This window comes from uncultured Tateyamaria sp. (assembly GCF_947504105.1).
Classification (GTDB): Bacteria; Pseudomonadota; Alphaproteobacteria; order Rhodobacterales; family Rhodobacteraceae; genus Tateyamaria.
Genome location: NZ_CANNGP010000038.1, coordinates 15,043 through 41,925 on the forward strand (window position 1 = coordinate 15,043; position 26,883 = coordinate 41,925).

A 26,883-nucleotide genomic window follows, 5' to 3' on the forward strand; every position below is an offset into this window, starting at 1 on the left:
TCAACAGCGCGGACCCGTTGTACGCTTGCCAAATCCAATGCTAGCCATGGGCCATGTCACAGGATCACATGGCATCACTCACGGCCTCTGGCCTGAACCTGATCGCGCAGGCGCTGACGATCTATGATCAGGATTTGCGGCTTGCGGTCTGCAACGCGCCGTTCCAGCAGATGTTTGATCTGCCCGACGCACTCGTCACTCCCGGCTCAACCTTTCGCGAAACCATCACGCATCTGGCCAAGCGCGGCGAATATGGCCCGGTTGATGATCTGGACAGCTTTGTGCAGGAACGTGTGGATCAGGCGCTTGCCTTCGAGCCGCATTACATGGAACGCACCCGTGCCAATGGCCGTACCATCAGTGTCGAAGGGTCACCCCTGCCGCAAGGCGGTTGGGTCACTGTCTATACCGACATTTCGCATATCAAGGCACAGGAGGCATTGTTGCGCGCCCGCGCCACAGAGCTTTCAGATCAAGTTCTGCAACATACCGAAGCCCTGAGTGCCACGAACCGCCAACTGGCCGCGACCGTGGCCGCGCTGGAAGAAGCTAAGCGCCAATTGACAGAGACCGAGGCCCGCACGCGCCTGACAACCGAGATGATGCCAGCCCACATCGCGCTTGTAGATGCCAGTGGTCATTACACCTACTCCAACAGACGGCTTAGTACAGTCATTCCAAGCCGCCCGTCTGATATCGTCGGGCAACACATCTCGGACGCGCTCGGCACCTTTGCCTATGGTCGCATCGCGTCCAACCTTACCCGCGCCTACAGAGGTGAGGCATCCGTCTTTGAATTCACCGATGAAGCGAGCGCCAGACGTATCCGCGTGGCATTCACACCGGAAGAGTCAGGCGGTGTTTATATCCTGTCCATGGACATTACCGAAGAGACGCAGGCCCGTGTCGCTCTGCAACAGAACCGCCGTCGCACATTGGCTGCGCAGATGACATCGGGTATGGCGCATGACTTTTCCAACCTGCTGACCATAATCCTGGGCCTGCAAGCCAAGCTGGCTCGTATGGGCGACCTCCCCCACGGCGCACAGAACCTGATCGACGGCACGCTGTCCGCCACCCGCCGCGGCGGTGAGCTGCTGAACGCCATTGCCGACATGACAGCAGGCCGCGCCATGCGTCCTGCGGCCACAGACATTGAAACGCTACTCAGCGACGTGACCACCATGGCGCAATCAACCCTGCCACCCGACCTCACACTCAGCACCTACACCACCGTAACCGGGCCACACATGCTGGACCCTGGGTTGGTCAAGGACAGCCTGCTGAACCTTATTCTGAATGCCCGCGACGCCTGCGGCACAACGGGGGAAATAACCTTGTCAGCGCGTCCAGTCCACGACACATGGATCGAATTCACGGTCGCCGACACCGGCCCCGGATTTTCGAATGACGCGCTGGAGCATGGGTTCGATCCGTTCTTTACCACCAAGGGGTCCGAAGGGTCGGGCATGGGTCTGCCCATGGTGTACGACATGACCAAACGCGCAGGTGGTGATCTGAAACTGGACAACGGAGACATCGGCGCACAGGTTCGGTTGCGCCTGCCCCTGCGCCCGGCACCGCAATTGGCCGGTGCGCTTGTTCTGCTGGTTGAGGATGACCCTGACCTGCGTCAGCACTACCGTGATCTGCTGATGACCATGGGCCATGCAGTGATCGAAGCTGCAGGTGTGGACGAGGCCATCGCTCTCACCGCCGACCTGCCCGATATCGGCCTTGTGCTGTCGGACATCAATCTTGGGTCCGGCGCCCGTACGGGTATTGACCTTGCCACTCAACTGAACGGTACCCTGCCCGTGATCCTGATGACATCGTTGCCCCCCGGCGATACCACGTACCAGAGTGCCATTCGTGCCGCTCCAGTCCTGCGCAAACCGTTTGAGGCGTCCGACCTTGCCGCCCTTCTTCGGGCAGATGCCGCATGACCAAACCGCTTGTCACCATCCTTGACGACGAACCGGCAATCCGCACCATCCTGTCCGATGCGCTGGAAGAGGCAGGGTTTCGCACCCTGTCCTTTTCCCGCGCGGCAGCGTTCGAGGCGGCGCTGAAATCTCACAAACCCGACGTCTGCCTCGTTGACCTGGGACTGCCGGATACCGACGGCCTTGCCCTCGTGCACAAACTGGCGCTTGAGCAAGGGGCCGCCGTCATCATCATTTCCGGCCGCGCGCAGGTGCAAGACCGTGTGACCGGATTGGAGCTTGGGGCCGACGACTACATCATCAAACCTTTCGATCCGGCCGAGGTGGTAGCTCGTATCCGCGTCCGACTACGCACGCCCAAGGCAGCAACCCAAACCGGGCAGATCGCCCGCTTCAATGGATGGGAGGCCTCTTTTGACAGCTACACACTGACCGACGATTCCGGGCAGGAAACCCCGTTTTCCCATGCTGAGGGCGAGGTGCTACGACTTTTCCTTGATGCGCCCAAACGGTTGATCAGCCGGGCACAGATGCAGGAAAGCCTGGGCGGTGGTGCCGGTGACAGCTTTGATCGTGCCATGGATGTACGCATCAGTCGCCTGCGCACCAAGCTGCGCGAAGACCCAAAGAACCCACGCCTAATCAAAACCATCTATGGCGCCGGTTACATCTTTTTGGGCGATGTACAGTGGACATGACGATTCAACCCGTGGCAGAATCGAAACATGATTGAAGCACTCCTCTACCGTTCCAGTCACAGCCGGTTTTATCGGGTTGAGATCACACTGAACCTGTTTGCCGAAGCGTCCGTTGTCATCGAGTGGGGGCTGATCGGCGGCAAGCCCTGCCAGCGTGTAACCTGCCACAGCGATCTGCGCGCCGCATCCACAGCCGCCGACCGTTACAGGCAACGGGCCCTCAAACGCGGCTACGCCCGCGCGGCCTAAAGCCCGGCAGCATGGGCCAACACGTGCAGGCCCGCCACAAGATCGGCCTCATCCGTATTTTCCTCGAACGCATGGCTGATGCCACCGATTGAAGGCACGAACAGCATCGCAACCGGCATACACCGGGCCACATTTGTCGCGTCATGCAAGGCACCGGACAGCATCTGCCGCCATTTGCCCGGTGCCACCATCTCGGCACCTGCTTCAAGCTGCGCGCACAGATCAACATCCATCGCCACGGGCTCCAATCCCAGAAGCGGCCCTTTCTCGACACCAAGGTCCAGTTCCGCTGCGACCTTGGACAGCGTTTCCTCGATCACCGCCTCCATCCGTGCCAACCGGGCCACATCCGCATCCCGCCATTGCATGGAAAAGCGCACCTGGCCCGGCACGATGGACGACGCATTGGGGCTGAGCGCCACATGCCCAATAGTCCAAACGGATTGCGGCGTGACCACATTTCGCAACCGCTCGTTCAACCGACTGGAAAAAGCAACCAGCCCCTGAAACGCATCCCGCCGCAGAGCCATGGCCGTGGTTCCCGCATGGTTCTGCTGTCCGGTCAGTGTGATCACCCGATCCCGAATGCCGACGATATCGGTGACGACACCTATCTGCTCGCCTGCGGTGTCCAGCGTCGCGCCCTGCTCGATATGCAATTCGACGAAGCCGGTGAACTGCGCCGGATCAACAGGCGCGCCTGCGCGATCTCCGACAACCTGCCGCGCCTGCCCAAGCGGCACTCCGTCGTGATCCGTCAGCGCGTCCGCATCGGCTTGGAACAAGCCGCCGGACCACACGTTGGATCCAGTCGTAACACCATACCGGCCCTCTTCATCCTGAAAGGATACAACCGAAACGGCAGGGCCACCGGACCCAGTGCTTACCCGTGCCACCTCCAATGCTGCGACGACACCCAGCGCGCCGTCCAACCACCCGCCTTGCGGTTGACTGTCGGAATGCGACCCAAGCAGCAACGACGGCCCCTCTGCCAATCCAAACAAGTTCCCCATCGCATCAAAGCGCGGCGTCAAACCAGCCTCGGCCATACGCGATGCCAACCAATCCCGGGCGGCCATGTCCGCCTCAGAATAGGCAGGGCGCACCACACCTTTGCCGACACCCGCCGCCCCGAACCGGCGCAGAGCATGCAGGTCGTCAAGAAAACGATTCGGATCGATCATGGTCTCTTGTCCTTGTCAGCTGCAGGTTGCCGCCTGTTGCCAAGACGTGACACCGGCCCCGTCTACGTTCCACATAATCAAACGAAAGGCTGATCAATGATCAAATACTATTACCCAGATGGAACCCACTGTTATCGCGCCTTGCATACGGCTCATGCGGTCTACACCAATGATGCGGGCAAGCTGATCGCGCGCGCCGAAAAGCCAGACCGCTCTGACATGTATGAATTCGAAATCACCGGCTTCGAACTGGTCCCCACCGGAGCGTTGTGCATCTAGAAGATCGAAGTAATGAAAAGCCCGCCAGACCATATCCAAGGAGCGATTTTCTTCTCTAGAACGGATGGTCAGACTATTCCGCGGCCACGGCCCCGGTCACTGATTCAACCCGCACGGCCGAGAACTTGAACTCCGGGATCTTGCCATATGGGTCCACCGCAGGGTTCGTCAGGATGTTGGCGGCGGCTTCAACATAGGCGAAGGGCACGAACACCATATCAGGCGAAACGGCCCGATCTTCGCGCGCCATGATATCGATCGACCCGCGTTTGGTGGTCAGCCGCACCATGTCACCTGGGACCACCCCCAGCTTGCGCAAGGTCGACGGGTGAAGCGAGCAGTTGGCCTCCGGCTCCACAGCGTCCAGCACGGTCGCACGGCGGGTCATCGACCCGGTATGCCAATGCTCCAATTGCCGTCCGGTGGTCAGGATCATGGGATAGTCAGCATCCGGCACATCATCCGGCGGGATCACCGCAGCAGGCGTAAACCGTGCGCGCCCATCGGGGCGAGGGAAGCCATCACCAAACACAATGGCCTGGCCCGGATCCTCCGGCGACAGCGACGGGTAAGTGACTGCGTTCTGCCCCTCAAGTCGCTCCCACGTGATATTATCCAGCGACTTCATGTTCAGCTTCATCTCGGCAAACACGTCCGCCGGGCTGTCATAGGTCCAGCCCAGGCCCAACCGCTTAGCCAACTCCACCTCGATCCACCAATCTTCTTTGGCGTCGCCCGGTGGCGGCACGGCAGGGCGCCCCATCTGCACCTGACGGTTGGTGTTGGTGACCGTGCCAGTCTTCTCGGCAAAGGCACTCGCTGGCAAGATCACGTCGGCATAGTTGGCGGTTTCAGTGATGAAAATATCCTGCACTACAAGGTGGTCCAGTTTGGCCAGCGCATCCCGTGCATGCTCCACATCCGGGTCGGACATGGCCGGATTCTCACCCAGAACATACATCGCCTTGATCTCATCCGCGTGGACCGCATCCATGATCTCGGTCACCGTCAGGCCTTTCTCATTGGAGAAATCACCTGAACCCCACACATCGGTAAAGGCCGAACGCACGCCATCATCCGTCACGGTCTGATAGTCCGGTAGGAACATCGGGATCAGGCCTGCATCCGACGCGCCCTGCACATTGTTCTGCCCCCGCAGCGGATGCAGCCCGGCACCGGGGCGTCCCACCTGCCCCGTCATCAGCGCCAGCGAGATCAGGCAACGCGAGTTATCCGTCCCATGGATGTGCTGAGACACGCCCATGCCCCAGAAAATCATCGCCGACTTCGCCCCGGCAAAGGTCCGCGCCACATCGCGCAGCACATCCGCTTCGATCCCGCAAATCTCAGCCATCTTCTCGGGTGTAAAGCCTGCCAGATGGTCTTTCTCCGCCTCCCAATTCTCGGTGTAAGCGTCGATGTACTGCTGGTCATAAAGACCCTCTTCGACAATCACATGCATGATCGCGTTCAGCATCGACACATCCGCGCCGGGCCGGAACTGCAGCATGTGACTGGCAAAGCGCTTCAACGCCTGCCCGCGCGGGTCCATGACGATCAGCTTGCCGCCCCGTTTGGTAAACTGCTTGAAATAGGTGGCCGCGACAGGGTGGTTCTCGATCGGGTTGCAGCCGATGGCAATCGCCACATCCGCATTCTCGATCTCGTTGAAGGTCGCGGTCACTGCGCCCGAACCCACATTCTCCATCAGCGCCGCAACGGACGACGCGTGGCACAACCGCGTGCAGTGGTCCACGTTGTTGTGACCAAAGCCCTGCCGGATCATCTTCTGGAACAGGTATGCCTCTTCATTCGTGCACTTGGCCGATCCAAAACCAGCCACTTCACGCCCACGACCCTTCAAGCCATTTGCGGCGAAATCCAGCGCTTCTTCCCAAGACGCTTCGCGGAAATGGGTCGACCAGTTGCCCGGGTCGACGTTCAACCCCTTCGCGGGTGCATCCTCGCGGCGGATCAGCGGTTTGGTCAGACGATGATCGTGGTGGATGTAGTCAAAGCCGAACCGGCCCTTCACACACAGCCGACCCTCATTCGCGGGACCATTGATGCCCTCGACATATTTGACCTTACCATCCTTCACTTTCAGCGAGATCTGACATCCCACACCGCAGAACGGGCAAATGCTTTCGACCTCATCATCATAATCGGCGCTGTCACCAACCTGCGCATCGTCCACGACGGTCGAGGGCATCAGCGCCCCCGTCGGACAGGCCTGTACACACTCGCCACAGGCGACACAGGTGCTCTCGCCCATCGGGTCGGCAAAGTCGAAGGTCGGATAAGTATCGTGGCCGCGCCCCGCCATGCCGATCACATCATTGACCTGTACCTCGCGGCAGGCACGGACACAGAGGCCGCATTGAATGCAGGCATCCAAATTCACGGACATCGCCACGTGGCTGTCGTCAAGCAGCGGAATCCGCCCCTCTTCCAGCTTAGGAAAGCGGCTCTCGGACACGCCATTCATTTCGGCCATGTCCCAAAGATGCGCGGACTTGTCGTGGGCGACATCGCGCTCGGGCTGATCCGCCACCAGCATCTCGACCACCATCTTCCGCGCATTCTCGGCCCGCGCGGAATTGGTCGTGACAACCATCCCGTCCGCCGGTTCGCGGATGCACGAGGCAGCAAGAACACGCTCACCTTCGATCTCGACCATGCACGCCCGACAGTTCCCATCCGGGCGATAGCCGGGCGCAGGTTTGTGGCACAGATGCGGGATCACCAGACCACGCCCATTGGCAACCTCCCAAATGGTCATGCCAGCCTCAGCCTGCACTTCTTGCCCATCCAGCGTGAATGTCACCTTGTCCGTCATCGCGCACGTCTCCCTACCGTCTGATATTATGTAGCGCGCAAGTCACGCGCATAGGACTCCTATTCCCGACACCAAGCCCCGGTTTTGCGCCACGCAGGTTTCCGATCCGCAACCATTGCCCATCCCCGGCAACACGGGTAGCGATTGCGCATGCTTTCACGCCCCACCCCCGACAGTTTGCGCATCACGGCTCAAACCCTGATCGTGGGCGGTATCGGGGCAGCCCTGGCTGAGATGATAGGTGCTCCCATCGCGGTGCTGACGGGTCCCGCGCTTGTCGTCAGCCTTGCTGCCCTCGCCGGGTTGCGCACTGGGATTGACGACACCGTACGCAACCTTGTCTTCTTGCTTGTTGGCGTGAGCATCGGCAGCGGAGTCGACAGCAGCGCAACAGACGCCATGTTGCGATGGCCCCTTGCCTTCGCAGTACTTGGAGTGATGCTCTGGACGACAATTTTGTTCTGCGGGCGTCTCTTGCACCATGGGTTCGGTCTGGACCGTCGCAGCGCCTATCTTGCATCCGCCCCCGGTCATCTCAGCTTTGTCGTCGGGCTCTCGGCGGGGCTCCATCTTGATACCACCCGCATCGTGGTGATCCAGTCGGTCCGGCTGCTCGCCTTGACGCTCACAGTGCCAGCCATCGCGCTCGCCTTCGGCTTTGAACTGACGGGGCAGGTGCTGCCAAATGGCCTGCCGCTGGCCTGGCTCGACCTTGCCGCGCTCCTTATGGGTGGCCTCACGCTCGGGTATGCCCTCGACAAGATCGGCCTGCCCGCCCCCCTGTTGATTGGCGGCATGATCACATCCAGCCTTGGCCACGCGACCGAAGTCACACCGGGCGTCATGGCACCATGGCTCAGCTATGCCGGGCTGATGACCGTGGGTACGTTGATCGGCGCCCGGTTCGACGGTATCACCCGCGCAGCCCTTGCGACTTCGCTTTTGGCCGGGCTCACGGTCACGTCGCTGACGATCTTCATAGCAATGGTTGCAGCCCTGCCGGTGGTCTATGCGCTCGACTTTGACCCCACCCACGTCCTGATTGCCTTTGCGCCGGGCGGCCTTGAAACCATGATCGCAATGGGTGTTGTGCTGGGTGCAAATCCCGGCTTTGTCGCTGCCGCCCACGTGGCCCGCCTGCTGTTGCTCACGATCCTGCTGCCTGCGTTCGTGGGGCGCATCAAACGCGCCTGATCCATCTTCATTTCACAAAATAAACCAACGCCGAAGGCACCCGCACTTTCCACATACACACCGCTCGCCTAGAACAAGACGAAATACTCAGCAGGCTCCCATGTCCCACATCACATTGATCCGCCACGGCCAAGCCAACACACATGCCAAGGACGAAGCCAGTTACGACCAGCTTTCCGACCTTGGCCACCAACAGGCCGCGTGGCTGGGCGACCACATGCGCGTAACGCATCAGCACCACACGCGGCTCTATACCGGCACGCTCCGACGGCACCGCGAAACGGCAAACGGCATGGAAACGGGCATGAAGGCAACCGAAGATGCGCGGCTGAACGAGCTGGAATACTTCACGATGGCGCAAGCGCTGGAAACCGAACACGGCATCGCCGCCCCGACCGAGCCGTCAGAGTTCGTACACCACTTTCCCAAAGTTCTGGCCCATTGGCAGGACGACAAGCTTGAAAACGTACCGGAGCGTTTCTCGCAATTCGAAAAACGCATCAAGGATGCTCTGACCGAGATCGGCGAGGGTGACGGCCCGGCACTCGTCGTCACCTCGGGCGGACTGATCGCAATGACGATGCGGCTCCATCTGGGACTTGAAGTCTCGGCCATGGCCAATGTCGCCCTTGCGATCATGAACACCTCGATGCATCGGCTGCACCCCATCGGAGGCACATGGTCGCCTGTGATGTTCAACGCCGTCCCGCATCTGGAACGCCCTGATCGGCATCACGCGCAAACGCATGTGTAAAGTCGAACAATCAATCGCACGTCCGAGGAGCAGCTTATGAAACTCTACTACGCCACTGGCACAATCTCGATTGCCGTCGCCATCGCACTGGAAGAGGCAGGGCTTGCCTACGACACCCACAAACTTGACTTTGCAGCGGGTGATCAACAATCCGCAGACTACACCAAGGTCAATCCCAAGGGCCGGGTTCCCGCGCTCGACGTGGATGGGACAATCCTTACGGAAACTGGCGCCCTGCTAGACTACATCGCAGCACGTGCACCCGCGCTCATGCCTGCCGACCCTATCGAAGCGGCCAAGGCGCGTAGCGTCATGTACTACCTCGCCTCGACCATGCATGTGAACCACGCCCATAAGATGCGCGGCCACCGCTGGGCGGATCAGGACAGCAGCTGGCAGGACATGACCGCCAAGGTTCCGCAAACCATGACCGGCTCGGCGCAGTTCGTCGAAGACGAATGCCTGAGCGGCCCCTTCATACTGGGGGATCAGATGACCATCGCAGACGCTTATCTGTTCATGGTCTGCTCATGGTTGCCGGGCGACGATGTTGACCTGGCCCCCTTCCCGAAAATCCGCGCCTTCATGGAGACGATGGATGCGCGCGACAGCGTCAAAACGATCCGCGCCAAGGGCATGATGCGATGACCCACCTCTGGGTCCGTGCTGAACAGCGTGAAAACGAGGACCGCGTCGGCCTGACCCCCGAAGGTGCGGCCAAGTTGATCACTGCCGGGATCAAGGTCACGGTCGAAGACAGCCAAACCCGATGCATCCCGATCGACCGCTATGCCATTGTGGGTGCAACCATTGTCCCCCAGAACGCGTGGCCGACAGCACCGACGGACGCGATCATCTTCGGCCTCAAGGAGTTGCCAGACGACGCTACATCACTGCCGCACCAGCACATCATGTTCGGTCACGCCTACAAGGGGCAACCGGCAGGCCGGATTCTGCTGCAACGTTTCAAAGCAGGGGGCGGCACACTCTATGATCTTGAATACCTTGTGGACGAAGCCGGAAAACGTGTCGCCGCCTTTGGCTACTGGGCAGGGTACGCGGGCGCTGCAGTCGCACTTAAGTGCTGGATCGCGCAGCAAAAGGGTCAAATCTCAGGTCCGGTCACATCCTATGCAAGCTCGAACCACCTGCTGGCAGAATTGCAATCGGACCTTGTTTCGACCGGCACGCACCGCCCCACGGCCCTGATCATCGGCGCGTTGGGGCGCGTCGGCACTGGCGCCGCAGACCTGTGCACGGTCATGGGCGTGCCCACCACCCGCTGGGACATGGCGGAAACCGCGCATGGCGGCCCCTTCCCTGAAGTGTTGGCACACGATATCTTCTTCAATTGCATTCTTGCACGCCCCGGCACGCCCATATTTATCCCCGCGGTGACACCACACAAGCTTCGCAAACTCAGCGTGATCGGAGATATAGCCTGTGACCCGGACAGCGACTTTTCCCCAATCAAGGTTAACGACCAGACAACCGCCTGGGATGCCCCTGCGCTGCGCGTGCATGATGCGCCACCGCTTGATGTCACGGCCATCGACAATTTGCCGTCGATGCTGCCGGTGGAAAGCAGCGAAGACTATGCAGATCAGCTTTTGCCAAGCCTTCTGACACTCGCCAACCGCGACACTGGAGTATGGGGAAGGGCCAAGGCCACTTTTAACGCGGCATTGGAAAACTGAGCGCAAGCCGTTGCTTAGGCTGCATGCAATCAGGGCATAGCCGGGCAGGTGGTACCAATAGTCAAAGGCGGGTTCTTGTCTCTACCTACCCAGCAACGCGTCTTCGTCTTCGCCCAGTGGCAGACCCAACGCCTCCATCCCCGCCTCCAGATGGTCAGGGAAATGCGGTGTGCCAAGAAGGTAATCAACACATGGCGTCGTCGCCTCGGCCTCTGCCGTCGCAACGGCTTCGGCCCAATCATCCGGCTCGAACGCACCACGCCCAACCCACATGATCGCGACGAGTTCGGCTTGTTCGTCCGTATCCAGACGATCAATCAACCCGCGCAATTCACCTTCCGCCCGCTCCAGTTCGTGGCCCATCAAAACCACCTGTGCGATGATGGCGCGTTCAATCTCAAGATTCATGGTTCAAACCTCCTGAGCACATCCTGCTCAGTCAGCAAACCTGCCGCCTTGATCCGTATCAAATGGTAGCGCGGCAAACATACTGACATTGCCAATTTCCCCTTCGAAAACGGCGACAGCCAAAGCGAAGAGGATCACCCGCGAACAGTAGCACAGACCTGCCTTCGGCGACAGATGAGCAGAACAACAGCACGGCGAAACGCGCGATCTTCAGCTTGAAATGAAGGAGCCAACCACCATCAGCGAACGTATGCAGAGATCAGGAAAAGATCCGGTAATACAGCCAATCCGGCAAAAACTGCGAACCGCGAAACAGCAACGAAAACAGGGTTGGAAAGCTCTTCTTGAAACTGTCAGTCAGCATCAACTCGAACATCTCGCGGGCTGCGGCATCGGCTTCCATGATGAACGGCATGTTGAAATCGTTCTTGTCGGTCAACTGCGTCTTGATAAAGCCGGGGTTAGCCACCTGTACGCGCACGCCCGTTTTGCGCAGATCGGCATACATGCATTCGGCCAGTGACATCGTTGCGGCCTTGGACGCGGTATAGCCAATCGACCCCGGAAGCCCCCGGAAACCTGTCAGAGATGAGGTGATGACAATGTGACCTAGATCCCTTTCCACGAAACCGGGCACAACTTGACCCAGCACCCGCATGAAGCCGGTGAAGTTCACATCTGCCATTGCCGTTGCCTGTTCGGCATTCCATTCCTTGGCCGAGAAGGGCCAGTAAACCCCCGCCAGCAGCACCAAACCGTCGATGTCGCCCACAGCCTCTGCCGCCGCTCTGACGCTGTCATCGTCCGCGATGTCGATCGTCTGGTAGGACGCCTTCCCCGGCAGGTCTTCCACCAGTTCTTTCAACTTGTCCTCGCCACGCGACGACACAATCACCTCGACCCCTGCGCGGCTCATGCAATGCGCCAACGCACGACCCAAGCCATCACCTGCCCCCACCAGCCAGTATCGTTTGCCGCTTAGGGACAAATCGTTCATGCTGCTTCTTTCATCTCTTGGTTGGCCGGGCGCATCGTCGCCACCAGCTCTGCCACCTTTATCCCGTACTTTCGGAACTGCGACCTGTTCACGATCGTCCCGTTGGGCGCCAGATACATCCAGTCAACGGTGTCCAGGACGTGTCCACCGGACGCCTCGGGCAAACGGAACTTGTATTTCAACTGCACCGAACTGCCCGCCTGTTGCCCGGTACCATCGCCCACAACGTCATCCGCCCGGGCCAGTATCTTGCCGTCATTTCCAATGCTCAGACGCCATGCCCGGGCCTGTCGCGATCCGTCGTCATAGGTGAATACCTCGTCCATGACGCCGGTATTGCCTTCCCATTTGCAGTCGAACTCGCCCACGAAGCGGGACGAAACCCGACCCGTCGGGCCAAAAATCACACCCTCGCAGATGATGGGGCCGTTCAAGTGCGTCCGAACATCGAATTGCAGCCCGTGTCCGGCATCGTAGTTGTCCGGGCTTTGGGCCAGAAAATCGGCATAGCGCGATCGCGTCCAGCCAAGCAGTATCGCGGCCACTGCCCCGATCAGGGCAAAAATCAAACCGTCCATGTCAGGTCTCCTTCAGATCGGTCGTGGCGAGCAGCGCGATCGCCACGACTTTGAGGCCACAAGGCACAGCCGCGTAAAGCAGTGTGAGAAGCGCAAGCGCTTCGGGCGGATGGGTGGCTGCCGCGTTGTCAAAACCGGCCCGCTCAAGCGCAGGCAGCAGGGTGATGGCGGCAAAGGCCAGGGTGAATTTCGAAACGAACGACCACAGGCCGAACCCTTCGGCAGCCGACGGACTTATGCGGGCCATGCGACTGGCGAACACAGCAGGCAGCACGGTCAGGTCCGCGCCCAGCGTCGCGCCAGACAAAGCACAGATTATGGCGAAAGCGACCCAATCGCCGGACCCCAGCGTGACTGCCCAACCAAAAGCGAGGATGGCAAGCACCATTGCACTCAGCAACACCGGCTTAGGTCCATATCGCTCGGCCAAGCGGCCCCAAACGGGCGCTGCCAACGCTGCACACAGGAAAAACAAGAGAAGCAGTGCCCCTTCGTATCCCGGCGCGTCCAAGCGACTTTCGACAAAGAACAAAAACAGCGTAGAACTCACTGCAACCGGGGCCGCATTGACCAACGCAATCAGCAGCAACTTGCGGGCAAGCGCATCGCCCAGAACAGCCTTGAACCCAACCGATGGGGGCAGGCCATCACTGACCCACTCACCCCGCATCATCACAAAAGCGACAAGGGCCAGAACCAGAAAACCGATGGCAAACCCGGCAAAGGGCGCACCCATGAACCCGCCCAGCATGACAGGGGCGATGGCTGCAACACAGACACCCAGCAGCGCACCGGTTTCGCGCCAGCGCGCGAGCATTAAGTGGCCTTGCCCGGGCAGGCGGTCCGCCTTGACCACACCTTGGGCATAGAAATTGATGGTCAGAAAGCTGAAGGCCGAGAAGACGCCCGTCAGCATCAGGGCAAACCAGATCAGTGGCGGCAGCAGCGGTGGTACAGCGAACAGGCCCAGCATGGACAGTGCCATGACAGTGCATCCGATCAGAACGGCAACGCCACGACGCGATCGCAACGCTTCGGACAACCGCCCGAACAGCGGGTCTTGCACCACGTCGAACAGGCGCAATCCAAACAAAACAGCGCCCAGCGCCGCCAGCGATACGCCGTATTCATCGACATAAAACTTCGGCGCATGGATATAGATCGGCAGCCCGGCCGCGCTCAGCAACCCAGCAAACACGGCGTAAGCCGGAAGTCGTTGGGGCTGCGCGTTGCTCACCGTGACACCTCCTCGGACGGCGGCACGGGGCGGGCGCGATACGTTGCGCGTTTCCACCACAGCTTTATCGCCTGCCAGTGAATCAGGGCCAGCACACGGCGTGATCCAAACGGGCGGCGCAGGGCGGCGCGCAAAATGGCATGGTTGGTGAGGGCACATCGACGTCCCGTGAGTGTGGCAATCAGCCCGCCCTCACCGTCTCGGGAATAGTTGATCCAGACCCCAATCCGGTCGTCCCGAATATCAAACCGAAACTCGTAACCGCCTTCGATGGGTTGGAAGGGTGACACATGAAAAATCTTGGTGGCGCGCAACCGGTCCTCGGGCACAATGGGGCGCAGATCGGCATGGTTCACGAGATAGCTGTGGCGGTCGCCAAAGGTGTTTGTGACCTCAGCAATGACGGCGATCATCTGATTATCCGCGCGGCGGCACAGCCAGAAACTGACAGGGTTGAACACGTGACCAAGCACCTTGGGCTGGGCCAAGAGTTCGATCTTGGTCACGCCCGTGACTTGGTGGGCCTGCAACACCTCGCGCACCCACGGCGCACCCCGGCCCGCCTTGGGCGCACCCCCGTGGTCCTTGTCATCAAGCGCCATCAGGCCGCGCCGGTTGCGTCCGAACAGGCGCGGGGCGCGCAGCTCCGCCTCGGCATCCAGCAGCATGTAATCCACGCTGTAGCGAAAGGCGTTTTCGATGGCCCCTTTGCGCCCATGAAAGGTCACACCTTCGATATGATCGACCGTGGCCGTCATTCTGCAGCCACCTGCATCAGCGGTGCGCGCAGCAGGGCGCGGGCCACATCAAGCCCTGCCGTCAGCCCGTCCTCGTGGAACCCGTGGCGCATCCACGCCCCACAATACCACGTGTTGTTGGCCCCGTTCATGGCGCGCACCTGATCCTGCGCGGCAAGTGCAGCAAGATCGTAGACCGGGTGCCGCAGAACCGTCTGATCATAGATCAGTTCCTCGCGGATCGTGCGGTTGGTATTCAGCGTCACGAAGTGCATATCATCCATCGGGATCGGTTGAAGCGAGTTGATCCAATAGGTCAGGTCGATGCGGTCCGATTGCACGTTCTTGTCCTCGGTATACACCCAGCTTGACCAAACCTGCCGATGCTCGGGCATGATAGCCGCATCGCGGTGCAGGACGACATCATTGGGTTGGTACGTCACCGCGCCCAAGGCCGCCTGTTCACCAGTTGTTGGGTCAGCCAGCAGGGACAGGCTGTCGTCGGAATGGGTGGCAAATACGACCTCATCGAACATCTCCCATTGACCACCCCAGGCCTTGACCTGCGCACCAACTGCGGTGCGGCGCACAGACTGCACCGGAGCGCCAAGGCGAACATCTACGCCGTTGCCCAGCATGGCTGTTTCGATCCGGCGCACATATTCCACAGACCCACCATCAACGGTGTACCACTGATGCTGGCCAGTGTGGTTCAGCAGGGCGTGGTTTTCAAAGAACTGGATCATGGCGTGGGCCGGGAAATCCATGATCTTCTCAACCGGCGTGGACCAGATCGCACCACTCAGCGGCAGCAGGTAGTAGTTGCGGAACCATTTGCCTGTGCCCATCACCTCCAGGAATTGTGCAATAGTGCGTGTCCGATCCTCGTTCGCGACGCGCAGGGCGTTCTTGTTGAAACGAAGGATGTCCCGGACCATGCCAAGGAATTTCGGATTCAGTGCATTGCGACGTTGCGCGAACAAGGCATTCAAGCTTGCCAGGCCATACTCCAGCCGTCCTCCATCAATGGAGGCACCAAAGCTCATGTTGGATTTGACAACCGGCACATCCAGCTCGTCAAACAGCCGCGCCATGTTGGGGTAGTTGGCATAGTTGAAGACCAGAAAGCCTGTATCGACCGGCTGATCACCCCTTTTGCCAGCCATAATCGTACGAGCATGGCCACCCAAACGCGGCTCCGCCTCGAACAGGGTCACGTTGTGGTCAGGTGCAAGCGTATGGGCTGCACCCATTCCAGAAATACCACCCCCTATCACGGCAATGCGTTTCGGTGCGGTCGTGGCGTGTTCAAATGGCATAAGTCGTTCTTGTCCCGTACGTCTCAAGGTCTGTTTCGTTTACGGAGGGATGGCGCAAACGGATGTAGAAAAACCAGACATTTATTTTTGATCCGAAGTTCTTTGTATCGCGTAGACGGAATATGTTTGCGGGTTTAGACACGTCTGAAACAGATGCGCAGTCCGCCGTCGGGGTCTTTCCGAGGGCGGTAACAGGACCGGCACTCATGCAAGAGAGCGATGGAAAACGGATACAGTGGGTCAGCCACATGGTCCGGATTCGTGACGACAGGGATCAGGCGGCCTTTGCCGCGCTGTTCGCCCACTTTGCCCCACGGGTCAAAGGGTTCCTGATGAAGTCGGGCGCGGATGCGTCGCTCGCAGAAGAATGCGCGCAAGAGGTCATGGCGACCTGCTGGCACAAAGCGCACATGTTTGACCCCGCGCGGGCTTCGGTGGCGACCTGGATCTTCACCATCGCTCGGAACCGAAGGATTGATGTGCTGCGCAAGCAGCGACGCCCGGAGCCCGAAGATCTGGCATGGGGGCCCGAAGAAGAACCTGATCAGGCCGATGTGATGGCCCTGCAGCAGGAAAGTGAACAGTTGGGTCAGGCAATCAAAGAATTGCCGGAAGCCCAGCGGGAATTGATACAAAAGGCGTATCTCGGGGACCTGTCCCACAGTGAAATCGCCGCTCAAACCGGTCTGCCCCTGGGCACGATCAAATCTAGGATTAGGTTGGCGTTGGAAAGACTGCGCCACGCGATGAAGTGACGGATATGGAACAGAAGATCACACATCACCTGACGGACGAGATCCTGATGGGCTATGCAGCCGGGACGCTGCCAGAGGCGTTCAACCTGATGGTTGCGACGCACGTATCTCTTTGCGACGAATGCCGCGCGCGAGTGGAAAGTTACGATGCTGTGGGCGGGGCTGTGCTTGAGGAAGCACCGGAGCACGACATGGCGCTCGCCCCAGGAAGTTTCGCCGCGACAATGGCCTTGATCGCAGGCGGTGCCCCGGCCGAGATTCGCACCCAGCACCCTCAAGACGCTGTGTTGCCGCAGCCGCTGCAGGATTACGTCGGCGGCGGTATCGGCAGCATCAAGTGGCGTTCGGTCGGCATGGGTGTGAAGCAGGCTATTCTGCCAACGTCCAAAGACGCGTCGGCGCGGCTTCTCTACATACCTGCTGGCGCTGCCATGCCCGATCATGGTCACCACGGGATCGAGATGACGATGGTCCTGCAAGGCGCTTTCCAAGACGAAGATGACTATTTCGCCCGCGGCGATGTCGAAGTGGCTGACAGTGATCTACATCACACGCCAGTGGCAGACATCCACGAGGATTGCATTTGTCTGGCCGTTACCGACGCGCCATTGCGCTTCCAGGGCCTACTGCCGAAGATTGCCCAGCGTTTCGCAAGGATCTGACCGTGTAAGGCGGAGGTCTCCTCCACCCCTTCTGCGGGCCAACACCTTTTGTAAGGCAGACGTGTCGTCCGCCAAAACGGCCATGGTCGAATCGCGGGGTCGCATGCTAAGTCTTGTGGCATGAACACCCACGCCCCCAACATACGTCCTGTAATCCGTCAATTGGACGACGCCGCGATCAATCGTATCGCTGCGGGCGAAGTAGTGGAACGACCTGCCTCAGCAGTCAAGGAACTGGTGGAAAATGCCATTGACGCGGAAGCAAAACGCATTTTGATCGATATCGCTGATGGCGGCAAGACCCTAATCCGGGTCACAGATGACGGCTGCGGGATTGCGGCGACGGACCTGACGCTCGCCCTCAGCCGCCATGCAACCTCTAAAATCGACGGCAGCGACCTGCTCAATATCCACACCTTCGGCTTCCGGGGCGAGGCACTGCCAAGTCTGGGCGCCGTGGGCCGCCTGACCATCACCAGTCGTGTGCCGGGCGAGGACGCAGCCGAGATCAGCGTCGCCGGGGGAACGGCCAGCGCCGTCAAACCGGCAGCATTGAACGCAGGCACGGTCATCACCCTGCGCGATCTGTTCTTTGCCACGCCCGCGCGTCTGAAATTCCTGCGCACCGATCGGGCCGAGGCGCAGGCAATCACGGATGTTATCAAACGTCTCGCCATGGCCGAACCTTTTGTACGGTTCGAGCTGCGCGATGTGTCAAACGACCCCCGCACCGTCTTCAGGGTCGAGGCACAGACCGGTGACGTGATGGATGCACTCAAGGGACGTTTGCGCGACACACTTGGTCAAGATTTCACGGACAATGCCATCCCGATTGATACAGAGCGGGACGGTCTGCACCTAACCGGCTATGCGGCCTTGCCCACCTACTCCCGCGGTGCGGCGGTGACCCAGTTCCTCTATGTTAACGGGCGACCCGTGAAGGACAAACTGCTGACAGGCGCGTTGCGCGCTGCCTATTTCGACTTCCTCAGCCGTGACCGGCACCCGGCGGCGGCCTTGTTCATCGACTGCGATCCGCAGCTTGTGGACGTCAACGTACACCCAGCCAAATCCGAGGTGCGCTTTCGCGATCCCGGAACCGCGCGCGGGTTGATCGTGTCCGGCTTGCGTCACGCGCTGGCGAATTCAGGTCACCGCGCCTCGACCACTGTGGCGGGCGCGACCTTGGGGGCCATGCGCCCGGAGCCGAGCGAGCCCCGCGTTTACCAGATGGACCGCCCCAGTCTTGGGCCTCGTGCACCCATCGAAACCGGCTTTGCCGAGATGGCACAAGATTATAGCGCGCAGGTGGTCGACCCTGCGCCAATGCCCGCACCAGAGGCTGATCCAACCGACCTTCCCCTTGGCGTCGCGCGCGGGCAAGTGCATGAGAACTATATCGTGGCACAGACCGCGACCGGCATGGTGATTGTCGACCAGCACGCCGCCCATGAACGTCTGGTCTATGAAAAGCTAAAGACCCAGATGGCTGAAAACGGCGTTGCCGCACAGGCCTTGCTGATCCCCGAGATCGTGAGCCTGTCATCTGGAGACTGTGCGCGGCTTTTGGAAATTGCAGATGATCTGGCGCGCTTCGGCCTTGGCATCGAAGCCTTTGGCGGGGATGCCATCGCCGTGCGCGAAACGCCCGCCATCCTTGGCGAGGTGGATGCCAAGGCCATGATCCACGACATTCTGGATGAACTTGCGGACCTCGGGTCGTCGCAATCCGTTCAGGCAAAAGTTGAGGCGATCCTGTCCCGCGTGGCCTGCCACGGCTCGATCCGCTCAGGCCGCCGAATGCGGGCCGAAGAAATGAACGCCCTGCTGCGCGAAATGGAAGCGACACCGCATTCCGGCCAGTGCAATCACGGGCGGCCCACTTATGTAGAGTTGAAGCTGGCAGACATTGAACGATTGTTTGGGCGCACATGATCCAGATTGGCGATACGACATTGGACACCAGCGATCCGCTGGTGATGGTGGCCATGATCGGGGCCGCGACCCTGTTGGTGATCATGATCCTTCTGATCATGGCGCTACGGGCCGCCGGTCGTTCAGCCCGTGCCACAGCGCCGCTCGCCCAGCAAATGGGGTATCTCGGCCAACATGTGCAGGGGTTGGCGCAGGGGCAAGAGGGCTTGCGCGCCTCGATCCAAACCGTGTCGGACACGGCCACCAACGGACAAGCACAATTGGCGCAAACCGTCGAACAACGGTTGAGCGCGGTACAGCAGCAGATGCAGGAACGGCTTGCGGACAACGCGATGCGCAGCCAGCGCGCAATGACGGACATGCAGGAACGCATGAAGGAATCCCTGCACGGCTCCTCCAAGCAGACCACCACCAGCCTGACGCAATTACAGGAACGCCTCGCCGCCATCGACAAGGCGCAGGACAACATCACCAAGCTGTCCGGCGATGTGCTCAGCCTGCAGGACATCCTGTCGAACAAGCAGACGCGCGGCGCGTTCGGAGAGATCCAGCTGCGCGACATCGTGGGAAAAGCCCTGCCAAAGGACAGCTATGCGTGGCAGCCTACCCTGTCCAACGGCAAGCGGGCCGACTGTATGGTGCATCTTCCGAACCCGCCTGGGCCGATTGTCATCGATTCAAAGTTTCCGTTGGAGGCCTACGAAGCGCTACGGCGGGCAGAGACCGATCACGAACTGAAACAGGCCGTGGCATCAATGAAAACCGCCGTGAAAAAGCACATCGCTGATATCTCGGACAAGTACATCATCGAAGGGGAAACAGCGGACGGTGCATTGATGTTCCTGCCGTCCGAAGCGGTCTATGCCGAGTTGCACGCCAACTTCCCTGACCTTGTGCGTGAAGGTTTCGACAAACGAGTTTGGATCGTGTCGCCAACCACCTGCATGGCCACGCTGAACACCATGCGCGCGATCCTCAAGGATGCGCGGATGCGCGAACAGGCGGGGGCGATCCGCAAGGAATTGTCGATGCTGGTGACTGACGTGGACCGGCTTGGCACGCGGGTTGGCAATCTAGACCGACACTTTTCCCAGGCCTCGAAAGATATCGAGGATATCAAGATCAGCGCGGAGAAGGCTGGCAAACGCGCCCATCGCCTCGACAATTTCGACTTTGAAGAGCTGGATGATCAAGGCACGCTTGCGCTGAACAGCCGCCCACCTGCCGCGGAATGACCCCACAGGCGCAACGCATTTTCTTCGAAGCCGAAGCGCAGGCCGAATGGTTCATCGGCATCCTGCGCATGGTTATGTCAACGTCCCTCGCCGTCGTTCTGTTCGTAACCGTCTGGTTCACCGGGCTACCGGAATCAGAGGCTTTGGAATCGCAGCTTGTGTATGCCGCCATGACCATGGCGAGCTACTTCGCCCTTGGCCTGGTCATCATCTTCGTGATCCGAACAGGCCAGTTTCGCGCCTGGATGGCGTGGCCGTCCGCCTTGATCGACTGTGTGTTCATCCTGTTGGGTTCGTGGCTGAGCCTGTCCAACATGGGGCTGTCGGGCCAATTTGTTGCGGCCTTTCCAACCATCTGGCTGATCCCTGTCGTGCTGGCCTGCGGCGCGCTGAGGTTCAATCCCGCCCTTCTGGCCTGCATGTCATTGGTCTTGGTGGCAGGATTTGCCGCCATCCTGACCATCCCATTTCTGGCGACCGAGGCCCAGGCACGGGCGGGACTGATCTTTCTTTTTGGGTGGCCGCCAAACTTTGTGCGTATCGTCATGATCTCATTGGCGGCGATGGTGCTTGTCTTTGCGTCGATGCGGATTCGCGCGCTGCTGCGTCGCTCGATTGACGAGGCAGAGGCGCGCGGCCAGCTGACCCGTTTTCTACCATCCGAACTGAATGACCAGCTTTCAGCCCGCGGGATCGAAGCCATGCGCGAGGGCCATCAGCAGCGGATGGCTATTCTCTTTGTGGATATTCGCGGTTTCACCTCCATGGCCGAAAACATGAGCGCACCCGACCTGTCCGCCTTTCTGGCGCGCTACCGGGCCCGCATTTCGAAGTCGGCGGATGCGACGGGTGGCATCGTGGACAAGTTCGTTGGCGACGGCGCGATGGTGGTCTTTGACGACAGCCATGGTGACGCTGCCACCTGCTCTGTCGCCTTTGCCCATGACCTCCTTGAGCACATCAATGACGTGCGTTTGGGGATCGGCGTTCATCTGGGCGAAGTGTTTGTGGGTGTCGTCGGTGATGAGGGTCGGCTGGAATACACAGTTCTGGGCGACGCCGTGAATGTCGCGGCCCGGCTCGAGACAGCGACGAAGACACAAGGTGTGACGTTGCTGATCTCGGACGCGGTCATGAACGGGCTGGAGAACGTCGGCGCAGGCTGGCAAGCGTTTCCATCATTGGTGCTGCCCGGACGCCAGGAAACGATCTCAGCCTGGGGGATGACCGCGGCAGCGGCGGAGGACACCTCCGCCTTACAGTGAGCATCAGCACAAAAAAGGGGCGGAGGACACCTCCGCCTTACCCGTCGATCGCAGCACGATACCACGCCACGATGGCCGCCCGCTCCTCATCTTCCATGTAGCTCAAGTTGGCCGGCGGCATGGCGTGGCTGACACCTGATTGCAGGTACACGGCCCGCGCATTGCGCGTCAGGTCAGCTTCAGTTTCCAGCACGACCCCCTTGGGCGCCCAGAGCAGGCCGGGCCAGCCGGGTTCGGCCGCGTGGCACATGCTGCACCGGCTCAGCACAATGTTGTGCACATCCGCGAAGCCCTCGGCTTGGGCATAGCGGGTAACAACAGCGGCCTCCTGCTTCTCCGGCGGCACGACGCTCAGCCACGCGATGAGGATGAACAAGATGACCGTCACGCCCCACGTCCAATGCGGATTTCCCTTGCGCGCGTGATGCGTGTTGAACCAGTGCCGGATCGTGACACCCATCAGGAAGACAAGCGACGCGATCACCCAGTTCCACTCACTGGCAAAGGCCAACGGGTAGTGATTGCTCAGCATCAGGAAGATGACAGGCAAGGTCAGGTAGTTGTTGTGGGTCGAGCGCTGCTTGGCGATCTTGCCATAGATCGCATCCGGCGTGCGACCCGCTATAAGGTCGGCCACCACGATCTTCTGGTTCGGGATGATGATGAAAAACACGTTGCCCGACATGATCGTGGCGGTGAACGCCCCCAGATGCAGCAGCGCTGCGCGCCCCGTGAAGACTTGCGTGTAAAACCACGCCATCGCCACCAAAACGACAAACAGCGCCACCATCAGAACGGTCTGATCCGCGTCCACAAAGACCTTGCAGAGCGTGTTGTAGATCAGCCAACCAGCGGCCAGCGATACCAGCGACAGGCCAACCGCCTGCCACGTGGCAAGCTCCATCACGTTGGGATCGATCAGATAAAACTCTGCACCCAGATAATATACCAGCACCAGCAGGATGAACCCGCTGATCCACGTCCAGTAGCTTTGCCACTTATGCCAGATCAGCCCATCGGGCATATTGTCCGGCGCCACCAGGTATTTCTGGATGTGATAGAACCCACCACCATGAACCTGCCATTCTTCGCCATCCGCCCCGCTTTTCAGGTTGCGGTCGCGGTGCAGGCCAAGGTCCAGCGCGATGAAGTAGAAGGACGATCCGATCCATGCGATCGCCGTGATTACATGCAGCCAGCGCACCGCAAATTCCAGCCACGCGCCCATGGCGGCGAAGTCATACATGTCGGCGTCCTTTCGTTCCCGAACGCCAAACTAGACAGGGCGCGCGAGATACGAAAGGGGGGGCTGGGGCTTTGCTCCAGGCCATCGGCCTTCCCCGAGGTATTTTTGGCCAGAAGAAAGCCTAATCGTAGCGCAGTTCCGACGCCTTGCCCTTGAATACCCAGTAGGCCAGCGCCGTGTATCCGCCGATCATTGGAATAACGACAATAGCCCCAGCAAGGATGATCATCAGGCTCTCAGGCGCGCTCGCCGCTTCATAGATTGTCAGCTTTTCAGGAACCACGTAGGGGTAGAATGAGTAGGCGAGGCCGCTGAAGGCCAGAATGAACAGGGTGATTGCATAGGCAAACGGCCCTTTCGAACCCGCATCGGTCGCGTTCGGCAGTTTCTGCAACGACCGCCACAGCATCATCACCATCACGGCCGACAGGACCGGCAGAGGGGCCAGCAGCAGGATCTCAGGGTATGTGAACCACTTGTCAAAAATCCGCGCGCTGACCAGCGGCGTGGCAAGCGATACCGCCCCCAGACCCAAGACCAATCCCCAGATGCCGCCCTTGGCCCAGTCCACGGCCTTGCCCTGCAGGATGCCCTCGGTCTTGATGATCAACCAGCAGGCGCCGATCATGGAATAGGCCACGGTCAGGAACACCGCCGTGATCATCGCAAAGGCCCGGGTGCCCAGCGTGCTTTCCAGTCCCATTACGTATTTGCCCAGCATGAAGCCCTGGCTCAGTGACGTCATCAACGAGCCGATGAAGAACAGCCAGTTCCAGGTGGCCTTGTGCGGGGTGGGTGCCTTGACCCGGAATTCAAACGCCACGCCGCGCAGGATCAACCCGATCAGCATGATCGCAACAGGCAGGTACAGCGCTGTCAGGATCGTGCCGTGGGCCGTCGGGAAGGCCACAAGCAGAAGGCCAATGGCCAGCACCAGCCATGTCTCATTCGCATCCCAGAACGGACCGATGGACGCCACCATCATGTCCTTTTCCTCATCCGTCGCGAAAGGGAACAACACCCCGACGCCCAGGTCGAAACCATCAAGGACCACATAAATCAGGATCGACACGCCCATGAGGGCGGCAAAGGTGAACGGCAGCCACACCGCCGGATCGCCAAAAAGTTCCATCTATCCTACTCCGCAGGAATTTCGCGGGTGACCGCGTGACCAGACAACGGGGTGCGGGGCCGCGGGACATCACCGTCCACCGCCTTGCGCGCCAAGAAGAACAGTACGCCGATATAGGCGGACAGCAACAGGACATAGATTGTCAGATACGCCCCCAAAGTGGTTCCCACGAACGGGGCAGGCACATCCGCCACGGCCATTTCGGTGGTCAGTACGCCCTGCACCAGCCATGGCTGGCGGCCAATCTCGGTCGTGTACCAGCCTGCCAACGTCGCCACCCAGCCGGAAAAGGCCATCGGCACCATGGCAAGCATCATAAGCTTCGGCACGCCCGCAGGTCCGCGCCTCTTGCGCAGCATGAGGATAGCGGCACCCCAGCTCAGGAACAGCATGGCAAAGCCGGTGCCAACCATGATGCGGAAGGACCAGAAAACGGGGGCGACAGGTGGGTGCATGACCTCACCCTCCTCGGTGACAAAGTCGTTCAGACCGGGCACCATACCTTCAGCTTTGTGCTTGAGGATGATGGAGGCCATGTTGGGAATGGCCACTTCCATGCGGTTCTCGCGGGCTTCTTCATCTGGAAGGGCAAACAGCAACAGCGGCACGTGGGACTGAGTGTCCAAGTTCCCCTCCATCGCTGCAACCTTCTGCGGCTGATGCTCAAGCGTATTCAGCCCATGCATGTCACCCATGAAAATCTGTAACGGGATCAGCAATGCGCCCATATAGACGCCCGTCTTCATGGTCACATGTACGCTCTTGCTGCGGTCCCCGAGCAACCAACGGAACGCACTCAAGCCGGCAATCAGGAACGCGACGGTCAGGCCCGACGCCAGCAGCATGTGGGACAGGCGATAAGGCATGGATGGGTTGAATATGATCTCGAACCAGCTGGTGGCATGGGCCACGCCCTCGCGCATCTCGAATCCTTGGGGCGTGTGCATCCAGCTGTTCAACACAAGGATCCAGAAGGCCGACATGGTGGTGCCGAAGGCCACAAGGAACGTGGCCAGTGTGTGCAACCACCCCGGCACGCGGGAAAAGCCGAAGAGCATGATGCCAAGGAACACGGCCTCAAGGAAAAAGGCGGTCATCACCTCATAGGCCAGGAGCGGCCCAGCGATGTTACCAACTGTTTCCATGAAACCAGGCCAGTTGGTGCCGAACTGGAACGACATGGTAATGCCCGACACGACGCCCATGGCAAAGGATAGGGCAAAGACCTTCACCCAGAACCGGTAGGCGTCCATCCAGCGCACGTTGCCAGTTGCGTTGAAGCGCAGCTTGAAGAACAAAAGCACCCAGCCCAGTGCAATCGTGATCGTCGGGAACAAGATGTGAAACGAGATGTTGGCGCCGAACTGAATTCGGGACAGCATGAGGGTGTCCATGCGAGGTCTCCGCTCAAGGAATAACGGTTACGTGTTTGGTCGTGAACCACATATAGAAACCGCGCGCAGCAGATCAGCGGGGGTGCGACAGGGTGCGCCTGCGCGTTTTGTCACACAGACTTGTTCCAGTCTGCGAAGTCAGCATCAGCCCGATGCGGGTCGTATTCTAGCGAGTCTGATGGGCTAAAACAGTGTCCGCTATGCATCCGAGGATTCAACGGATCGCCGCAACACACTGGGCAAACTTTTCAGCCGGGGTTTCGTATTGCAAGGTCTTTCTCGGGCGCTCGTTGAGCTGTCTGGCGACTGCGCTGAGTTTGGCCTGACTGTGGGTCGACATGTCGAGGCCGCGTGGGAAGTACTGGCGGAGAAGCCGGTTGGTGTTTTCGTTGCTGCCGCATTGCCAGGGTGATTGCGGGTCGCAAAAGTAGACGTCGATCTACGTGGCCATGGTGAACGTTACGTGGTCAGTCATCTCTGAGCCGCGATCCCATGTCAGCGAGCGGTAAAGCTCTTTGGGCAATTTGCGGGCCTGCTTGATCGGGGCGGTGATAACGCTTTGTGTGTCCTTGTTGGCAATTTTGGCCAGCATCACGAACCGCGAGTGCCGCTCGACCAGCGTGGCGATGTAGCTGTTATTGGCCCCGACGATCAGATCGCTCTCCTAATGCCCAGGCACCGCCCGATCCTCGATCTCGGGTGGGCGTTCACTGATCGGCACCGCATCCTTGATCTTGCGCAGCTTCAGGCCCTTCTGCGTTGCATGCCGGGACCGTCGGATAGCACGTGGGCTGCGCAGACACTGCTGAAGTTCTTTCTTCAGAACCCCACGGGTCTGCACATACAGGCTGCGATAGATCGTTTCGTGAGACGCACGCTTTTGCTCTTCGTCGGGGTGCCTGCGCATCAGCCAGCCTGCAATCTGCTGCGGCGACCGCTTCAGCCGCAGCTTCCGGGCAATGAACCGACACAAGTGTTCGTTGAAGGCGAGTTTACAAGCTTTGGGCCGCCTTGCGCAGTCCCATGCGCGCTGATCCGACAATGCCGCGCCATAAGCCTTGCGCCCACTGACCCAGCCCCCTGAAATCAGGCCACTGAGGTGCTAGTAATCCGTCCCAAGAAAGGATGGACTATGAAACGCAG

At 59.9% G+C, this 26,883-nt stretch carries 24 protein-coding genes and 1 pseudogene; 13 read left to right on the forward strand and 12 right to left on the reverse strand.

Going from position 1 to position 26,883, the window contains the following annotated elements:
* Positions 1-53: 53 nt before the first annotated feature.
* Genes Q1A75_RS18600 through Q1A75_RS18610 form a run of 3 tightly spaced genes read left to right on the forward strand, consistent with a single transcriptional unit; the run spans position 54 to position 2,893 of the window.
* Positions 54-1,946, forward strand: a complete 1,893-nt coding sequence (locus tag Q1A75_RS18600) for a PAS-domain containing protein (protein WP_299552128.1) — start codon at positions 54-56, stop codon at positions 1,944-1,946.
* Positions 1,943-2,644, forward strand: coding sequence for a response regulator transcription factor (locus Q1A75_RS18605; RefSeq protein WP_299552125.1), 702 nt, complete (start codon positions 1,943-1,945; stop codon positions 2,642-2,644). The genes Q1A75_RS18600 and Q1A75_RS18605 overlap by 4 nt, the downstream gene beginning before the upstream one ends.
* Positions 2,645-2,671: 27 nt before the next feature.
* A complete protein-coding gene (locus tag Q1A75_RS18610) occupies positions 2,672-2,893 on the forward strand; it encodes a WGR domain-containing protein (protein ID WP_299552122.1) in 222 nt (73 codons plus the stop codon).
* Here Q1A75_RS18610 and Q1A75_RS18615 read toward each other — a convergent pair.
* A complete protein-coding gene (locus Q1A75_RS18615) occupies positions 2,890-4,077 on the reverse strand; it encodes a hydantoinase/carbamoylase family amidase (RefSeq protein WP_299552119.1) in 1,188 nt (395 codons plus the stop codon). The genes Q1A75_RS18610 and Q1A75_RS18615 overlap by 4 nt on opposite strands.
* Positions 4,078-4,173: 96 nt before the next feature.
* On the opposite strand from Q1A75_RS18615, the gene Q1A75_RS18620 reads away from it, so the two are divergent.
* Entirely contained in the window at positions 4,174-4,356 is a 183-nt protein-coding gene (locus tag Q1A75_RS18620; protein ID WP_299552116.1) for a hypothetical protein, read from the forward strand.
* Between the two features lie 73 nt (positions 4,357-4,429).
* On the opposite strand, the gene fdhF is transcribed toward Q1A75_RS18620, so the two are convergent.
* On the reverse strand, positions 4,430-7,195 hold the full coding sequence (fdhF, locus tag Q1A75_RS18625) for a formate dehydrogenase subunit alpha (RefSeq protein ID WP_299552113.1): 2,766 nt from the start codon (positions 7,193-7,195) through the stop codon (positions 4,430-4,432).
* A 150-nt stretch (positions 7,196-7,345) separates the two neighbouring features.
* Between fdhF and Q1A75_RS18630 the strand changes: the two genes are divergently transcribed.
* The 4 genes from Q1A75_RS18630 (at position 7,346) to Q1A75_RS18645 (ending at position 10,840) form a co-directional block, all read left to right on the forward strand.
* Complete coding sequence (locus Q1A75_RS18630) at positions 7,346-8,389, forward strand: AbrB family transcriptional regulator (protein ID WP_299552110.1); 1,044 nt, start codon at positions 7,346-7,348, stop codon at positions 8,387-8,389.
* A gap of 100 nt (positions 8,390-8,489) precedes the next feature.
* Positions 8,490-9,143, forward strand: a complete 654-nt coding sequence (locus Q1A75_RS18635) for a histidine phosphatase family protein (RefSeq protein WP_299552107.1) — start codon at positions 8,490-8,492, stop codon at positions 9,141-9,143.
* A gap of 36 nt (positions 9,144-9,179) precedes the next feature.
* Positions 9,180-9,791, forward strand: coding sequence for a glutathione S-transferase family protein (locus Q1A75_RS18640; RefSeq protein WP_299552104.1), 612 nt, complete (start codon positions 9,180-9,182; stop codon positions 9,789-9,791).
* Entirely contained in the window at positions 9,788-10,840 is a 1,053-nt protein-coding gene (locus Q1A75_RS18645; RefSeq protein ID WP_299552101.1) for a saccharopine dehydrogenase, read from the forward strand. The genes Q1A75_RS18640 and Q1A75_RS18645 overlap by 4 nt, the downstream gene beginning before the upstream one ends.
* 81 nt (positions 10,841-10,921) lie before the next feature.
* Here the strand turns inward: Q1A75_RS18645 and Q1A75_RS18650 are convergent, their stop codons facing one another.
* The 6 genes from Q1A75_RS18650 to Q1A75_RS18675 form a co-directional block, all read right to left on the reverse strand.
* Entirely contained in the window at positions 10,922-11,248 is a 327-nt protein-coding gene (locus Q1A75_RS18650; RefSeq protein ID WP_299552098.1) for a DUF3775 domain-containing protein, read from the reverse strand.
* Positions 11,249-11,507: 259 nt separating this feature from the next.
* Positions 11,508-12,245 (reverse strand): SDR family NAD(P)-dependent oxidoreductase, encoded by a 738-nt coding sequence (locus Q1A75_RS18655; protein ID WP_299552095.1) that lies wholly within the window; start codon positions 12,243-12,245, stop codon positions 11,508-11,510.
* Complete coding sequence (locus Q1A75_RS18660; RefSeq protein WP_299552092.1) at positions 12,242-12,823, reverse strand: DUF3833 family protein; 582 nt, start codon at positions 12,821-12,823, stop codon at positions 12,242-12,244. The genes Q1A75_RS18655 and Q1A75_RS18660 overlap by 4 nt, the downstream gene beginning before the upstream one ends.
* 1 nt (position 12,824) lies before the next feature.
* Complete coding sequence (locus Q1A75_RS18665) at positions 12,825-14,060, reverse strand: MFS transporter (RefSeq protein WP_299552089.1); 1,236 nt, start codon at positions 14,058-14,060, stop codon at positions 12,825-12,827.
* Positions 14,057-14,818: a DUF1365 domain-containing protein gene (locus Q1A75_RS18670; protein WP_299552086.1), complete on the reverse strand. Its 762-nt coding sequence runs from the start codon at positions 14,816-14,818 to the stop codon at positions 14,057-14,059. Before Q1A75_RS18670 ends, Q1A75_RS18665 begins: the two co-directional genes overlap by 4 nt.
* Complete coding sequence (locus Q1A75_RS18675) at positions 14,815-16,116, reverse strand: FAD-dependent oxidoreductase (protein ID WP_299552084.1); 1,302 nt, start codon at positions 16,114-16,116, stop codon at positions 14,815-14,817. The genes Q1A75_RS18670 and Q1A75_RS18675 overlap by 4 nt, the downstream gene beginning before the upstream one ends.
* A gap of 206 nt (positions 16,117-16,322) precedes the next feature.
* Here Q1A75_RS18675 and Q1A75_RS18680 point away from each other — a divergent pair, with 206 nt between their 5' ends.
* From Q1A75_RS18680 to Q1A75_RS18700, 5 genes are all read left to right on the forward strand, one after another.
* Positions 16,323-16,871 (forward strand): sigma-70 family RNA polymerase sigma factor, encoded by a 549-nt coding sequence (locus Q1A75_RS18680; RefSeq protein WP_299552175.1) that lies wholly within the window; start codon positions 16,323-16,325, stop codon positions 16,869-16,871.
* 5 nt (positions 16,872-16,876) lie between these two features.
* Positions 16,877-17,533, forward strand: a complete 657-nt coding sequence (locus Q1A75_RS18685; protein ID WP_299552081.1) for a ChrR family anti-sigma-E factor — start codon at positions 16,877-16,879, stop codon at positions 17,531-17,533.
* A gap of 120 nt (positions 17,534-17,653) precedes the next feature.
* Positions 17,654-19,468 (forward strand): DNA mismatch repair endonuclease MutL, encoded by a 1,815-nt coding sequence (gene mutL / locus Q1A75_RS18690; RefSeq protein ID WP_299552078.1) that lies wholly within the window; start codon positions 17,654-17,656, stop codon positions 19,466-19,468.
* Positions 19,465-20,703 (forward strand): DNA recombination protein RmuC, encoded by a 1,239-nt coding sequence (gene rmuC, locus Q1A75_RS18695; protein ID WP_299552075.1) that lies wholly within the window; start codon positions 19,465-19,467, stop codon positions 20,701-20,703. Before mutL ends, rmuC begins: the two co-directional genes overlap by 4 nt.
* A complete protein-coding gene (locus Q1A75_RS18700; RefSeq protein ID WP_299552072.1) occupies positions 20,700-21,968 on the forward strand; it encodes an adenylate/guanylate cyclase domain-containing protein in 1,269 nt (422 codons plus the stop codon). Before rmuC ends, Q1A75_RS18700 begins: the two co-directional genes overlap by 4 nt.
* 37 nt (positions 21,969-22,005) lie before the next feature.
* Here Q1A75_RS18700 and Q1A75_RS18705 read toward each other — a convergent pair whose 3' ends face one another.
* The 4 genes and pseudogenes from Q1A75_RS18705 to Q1A75_RS18720 form a co-directional block, all read right to left on the reverse strand.
* A complete protein-coding gene (locus Q1A75_RS18705; protein ID WP_299552069.1) occupies positions 22,006-23,214 on the reverse strand; it encodes a urate hydroxylase PuuD in 1,209 nt (402 codons plus the stop codon).
* A 121-nt stretch (positions 23,215-23,335) separates the two neighbouring features.
* Positions 23,336-24,346 (reverse strand): cytochrome d ubiquinol oxidase subunit II, encoded by a 1,011-nt coding sequence (locus Q1A75_RS18710; RefSeq protein WP_299552066.1) that lies wholly within the window; start codon positions 24,344-24,346, stop codon positions 23,336-23,338.
* Positions 24,347-24,351: 5 nt separating this feature from the next.
* Positions 24,352-25,740: a cytochrome ubiquinol oxidase subunit I gene (locus tag Q1A75_RS18715; RefSeq protein WP_299552063.1), complete on the reverse strand. Its 1,389-nt coding sequence runs from the start codon at positions 25,738-25,740 to the stop codon at positions 24,352-24,354.
* Between the two features lie 214 nt (positions 25,741-25,954).
* Positions 25,955-26,806 (reverse strand): annotated as a pseudogene (locus tag Q1A75_RS18720) (IS30 family transposase); the annotation flags it as partial.
* Positions 26,807-26,883 lie beyond the last annotated feature (77 nt).

Coding starts and splice junctions, on each gene's coding strand:
- Q1A75_RS18600 (WP_299552128.1), top strand. CDS start 54: ATGTCACAGGATCACATGGCATCACTCACGGCCTCTGGCCTGAACCTG.
- Q1A75_RS18605 (WP_299552125.1), top strand. CDS start 1,943: ATGACCAAACCGCTTGTCACCATCCTTGACGACGAACCGGCAATCCGC.
- Q1A75_RS18610 (WP_299552122.1), top strand. CDS start 2,672: ATGATTGAAGCACTCCTCTACCGTTCCAGTCACAGCCGGTTTTATCGG.
- Q1A75_RS18615 (WP_299552119.1), bottom strand. CDS start 4,077: ATGATCGATCCGAATCGTTTTCTTGACGACCTGCATGCTCTGCGCCGG.
- Q1A75_RS18620 (WP_299552116.1), top strand. CDS start 4,174: ATGATCAAATACTATTACCCAGATGGAACCCACTGTTATCGCGCCTTG.
- fdhF (WP_299552113.1), bottom strand. CDS start 7,195: ATGACGGACAAGGTGACATTCACGCTGGATGGGCAAGAAGTGCAGGCT.
- Q1A75_RS18630 (WP_299552110.1), top strand. CDS start 7,346: ATGCTTTCACGCCCCACCCCCGACAGTTTGCGCATCACGGCTCAAACC.
- Q1A75_RS18635 (WP_299552107.1), top strand. CDS start 8,490: ATGTCCCACATCACATTGATCCGCCACGGCCAAGCCAACACACATGCC.
- Q1A75_RS18640 (WP_299552104.1), top strand. CDS start 9,180: ATGAAACTCTACTACGCCACTGGCACAATCTCGATTGCCGTCGCCATC.
- Q1A75_RS18645 (WP_299552101.1), top strand. CDS start 9,788: ATGACCCACCTCTGGGTCCGTGCTGAACAGCGTGAAAACGAGGACCGC.
- Q1A75_RS18650 (WP_299552098.1), bottom strand. CDS start 11,248: ATGAATCTTGAGATTGAACGCGCCATCATCGCACAGGTGGTTTTGATG.
- Q1A75_RS18655 (WP_299552095.1), bottom strand. CDS start 12,245: ATGAACGATTTGTCCCTAAGCGGCAAACGATACTGGCTGGTGGGGGCA.
- Q1A75_RS18660 (WP_299552092.1), bottom strand. CDS start 12,823: ATGGACGGTTTGATTTTTGCCCTGATCGGGGCAGTGGCCGCGATACTG.
- Q1A75_RS18670 (WP_299552086.1), bottom strand. CDS start 14,818: ATGACGGCCACGGTCGATCATATCGAAGGTGTGACCTTTCATGGGCGC.
- Q1A75_RS18675 (WP_299552084.1), bottom strand. CDS start 16,116: ATGCCATTTGAACACGCCACGACCGCACCGAAACGCATTGCCGTGATA.
- Q1A75_RS18680 (WP_299552175.1), top strand. CDS start 16,323: ATGCAAGAGAGCGATGGAAAACGGATACAGTGGGTCAGCCACATGGTC.
- Q1A75_RS18685 (WP_299552081.1), top strand. CDS start 16,877: ATGGAACAGAAGATCACACATCACCTGACGGACGAGATCCTGATGGGC.
- mutL (WP_299552078.1), top strand. CDS start 17,654: ATGAACACCCACGCCCCCAACATACGTCCTGTAATCCGTCAATTGGAC.
- rmuC (WP_299552075.1), top strand. CDS start 19,465: ATGATCCAGATTGGCGATACGACATTGGACACCAGCGATCCGCTGGTG.
- Q1A75_RS18700 (WP_299552072.1), top strand. CDS start 20,700: ATGACCCCACAGGCGCAACGCATTTTCTTCGAAGCCGAAGCGCAGGCC.
- Q1A75_RS18705 (WP_299552069.1), bottom strand. CDS start 23,214: ATGTATGACTTCGCCGCCATGGGCGCGTGGCTGGAATTTGCGGTGCGC.
- Q1A75_RS18710 (WP_299552066.1), bottom strand. CDS start 24,346: ATGGAACTTTTTGGCGATCCGGCGGTGTGGCTGCCGTTCACCTTTGCC.
- Q1A75_RS18715 (WP_299552063.1), bottom strand. CDS start 25,740: ATGGACACCCTCATGCTGTCCCGAATTCAGTTCGGCGCCAACATCTCG.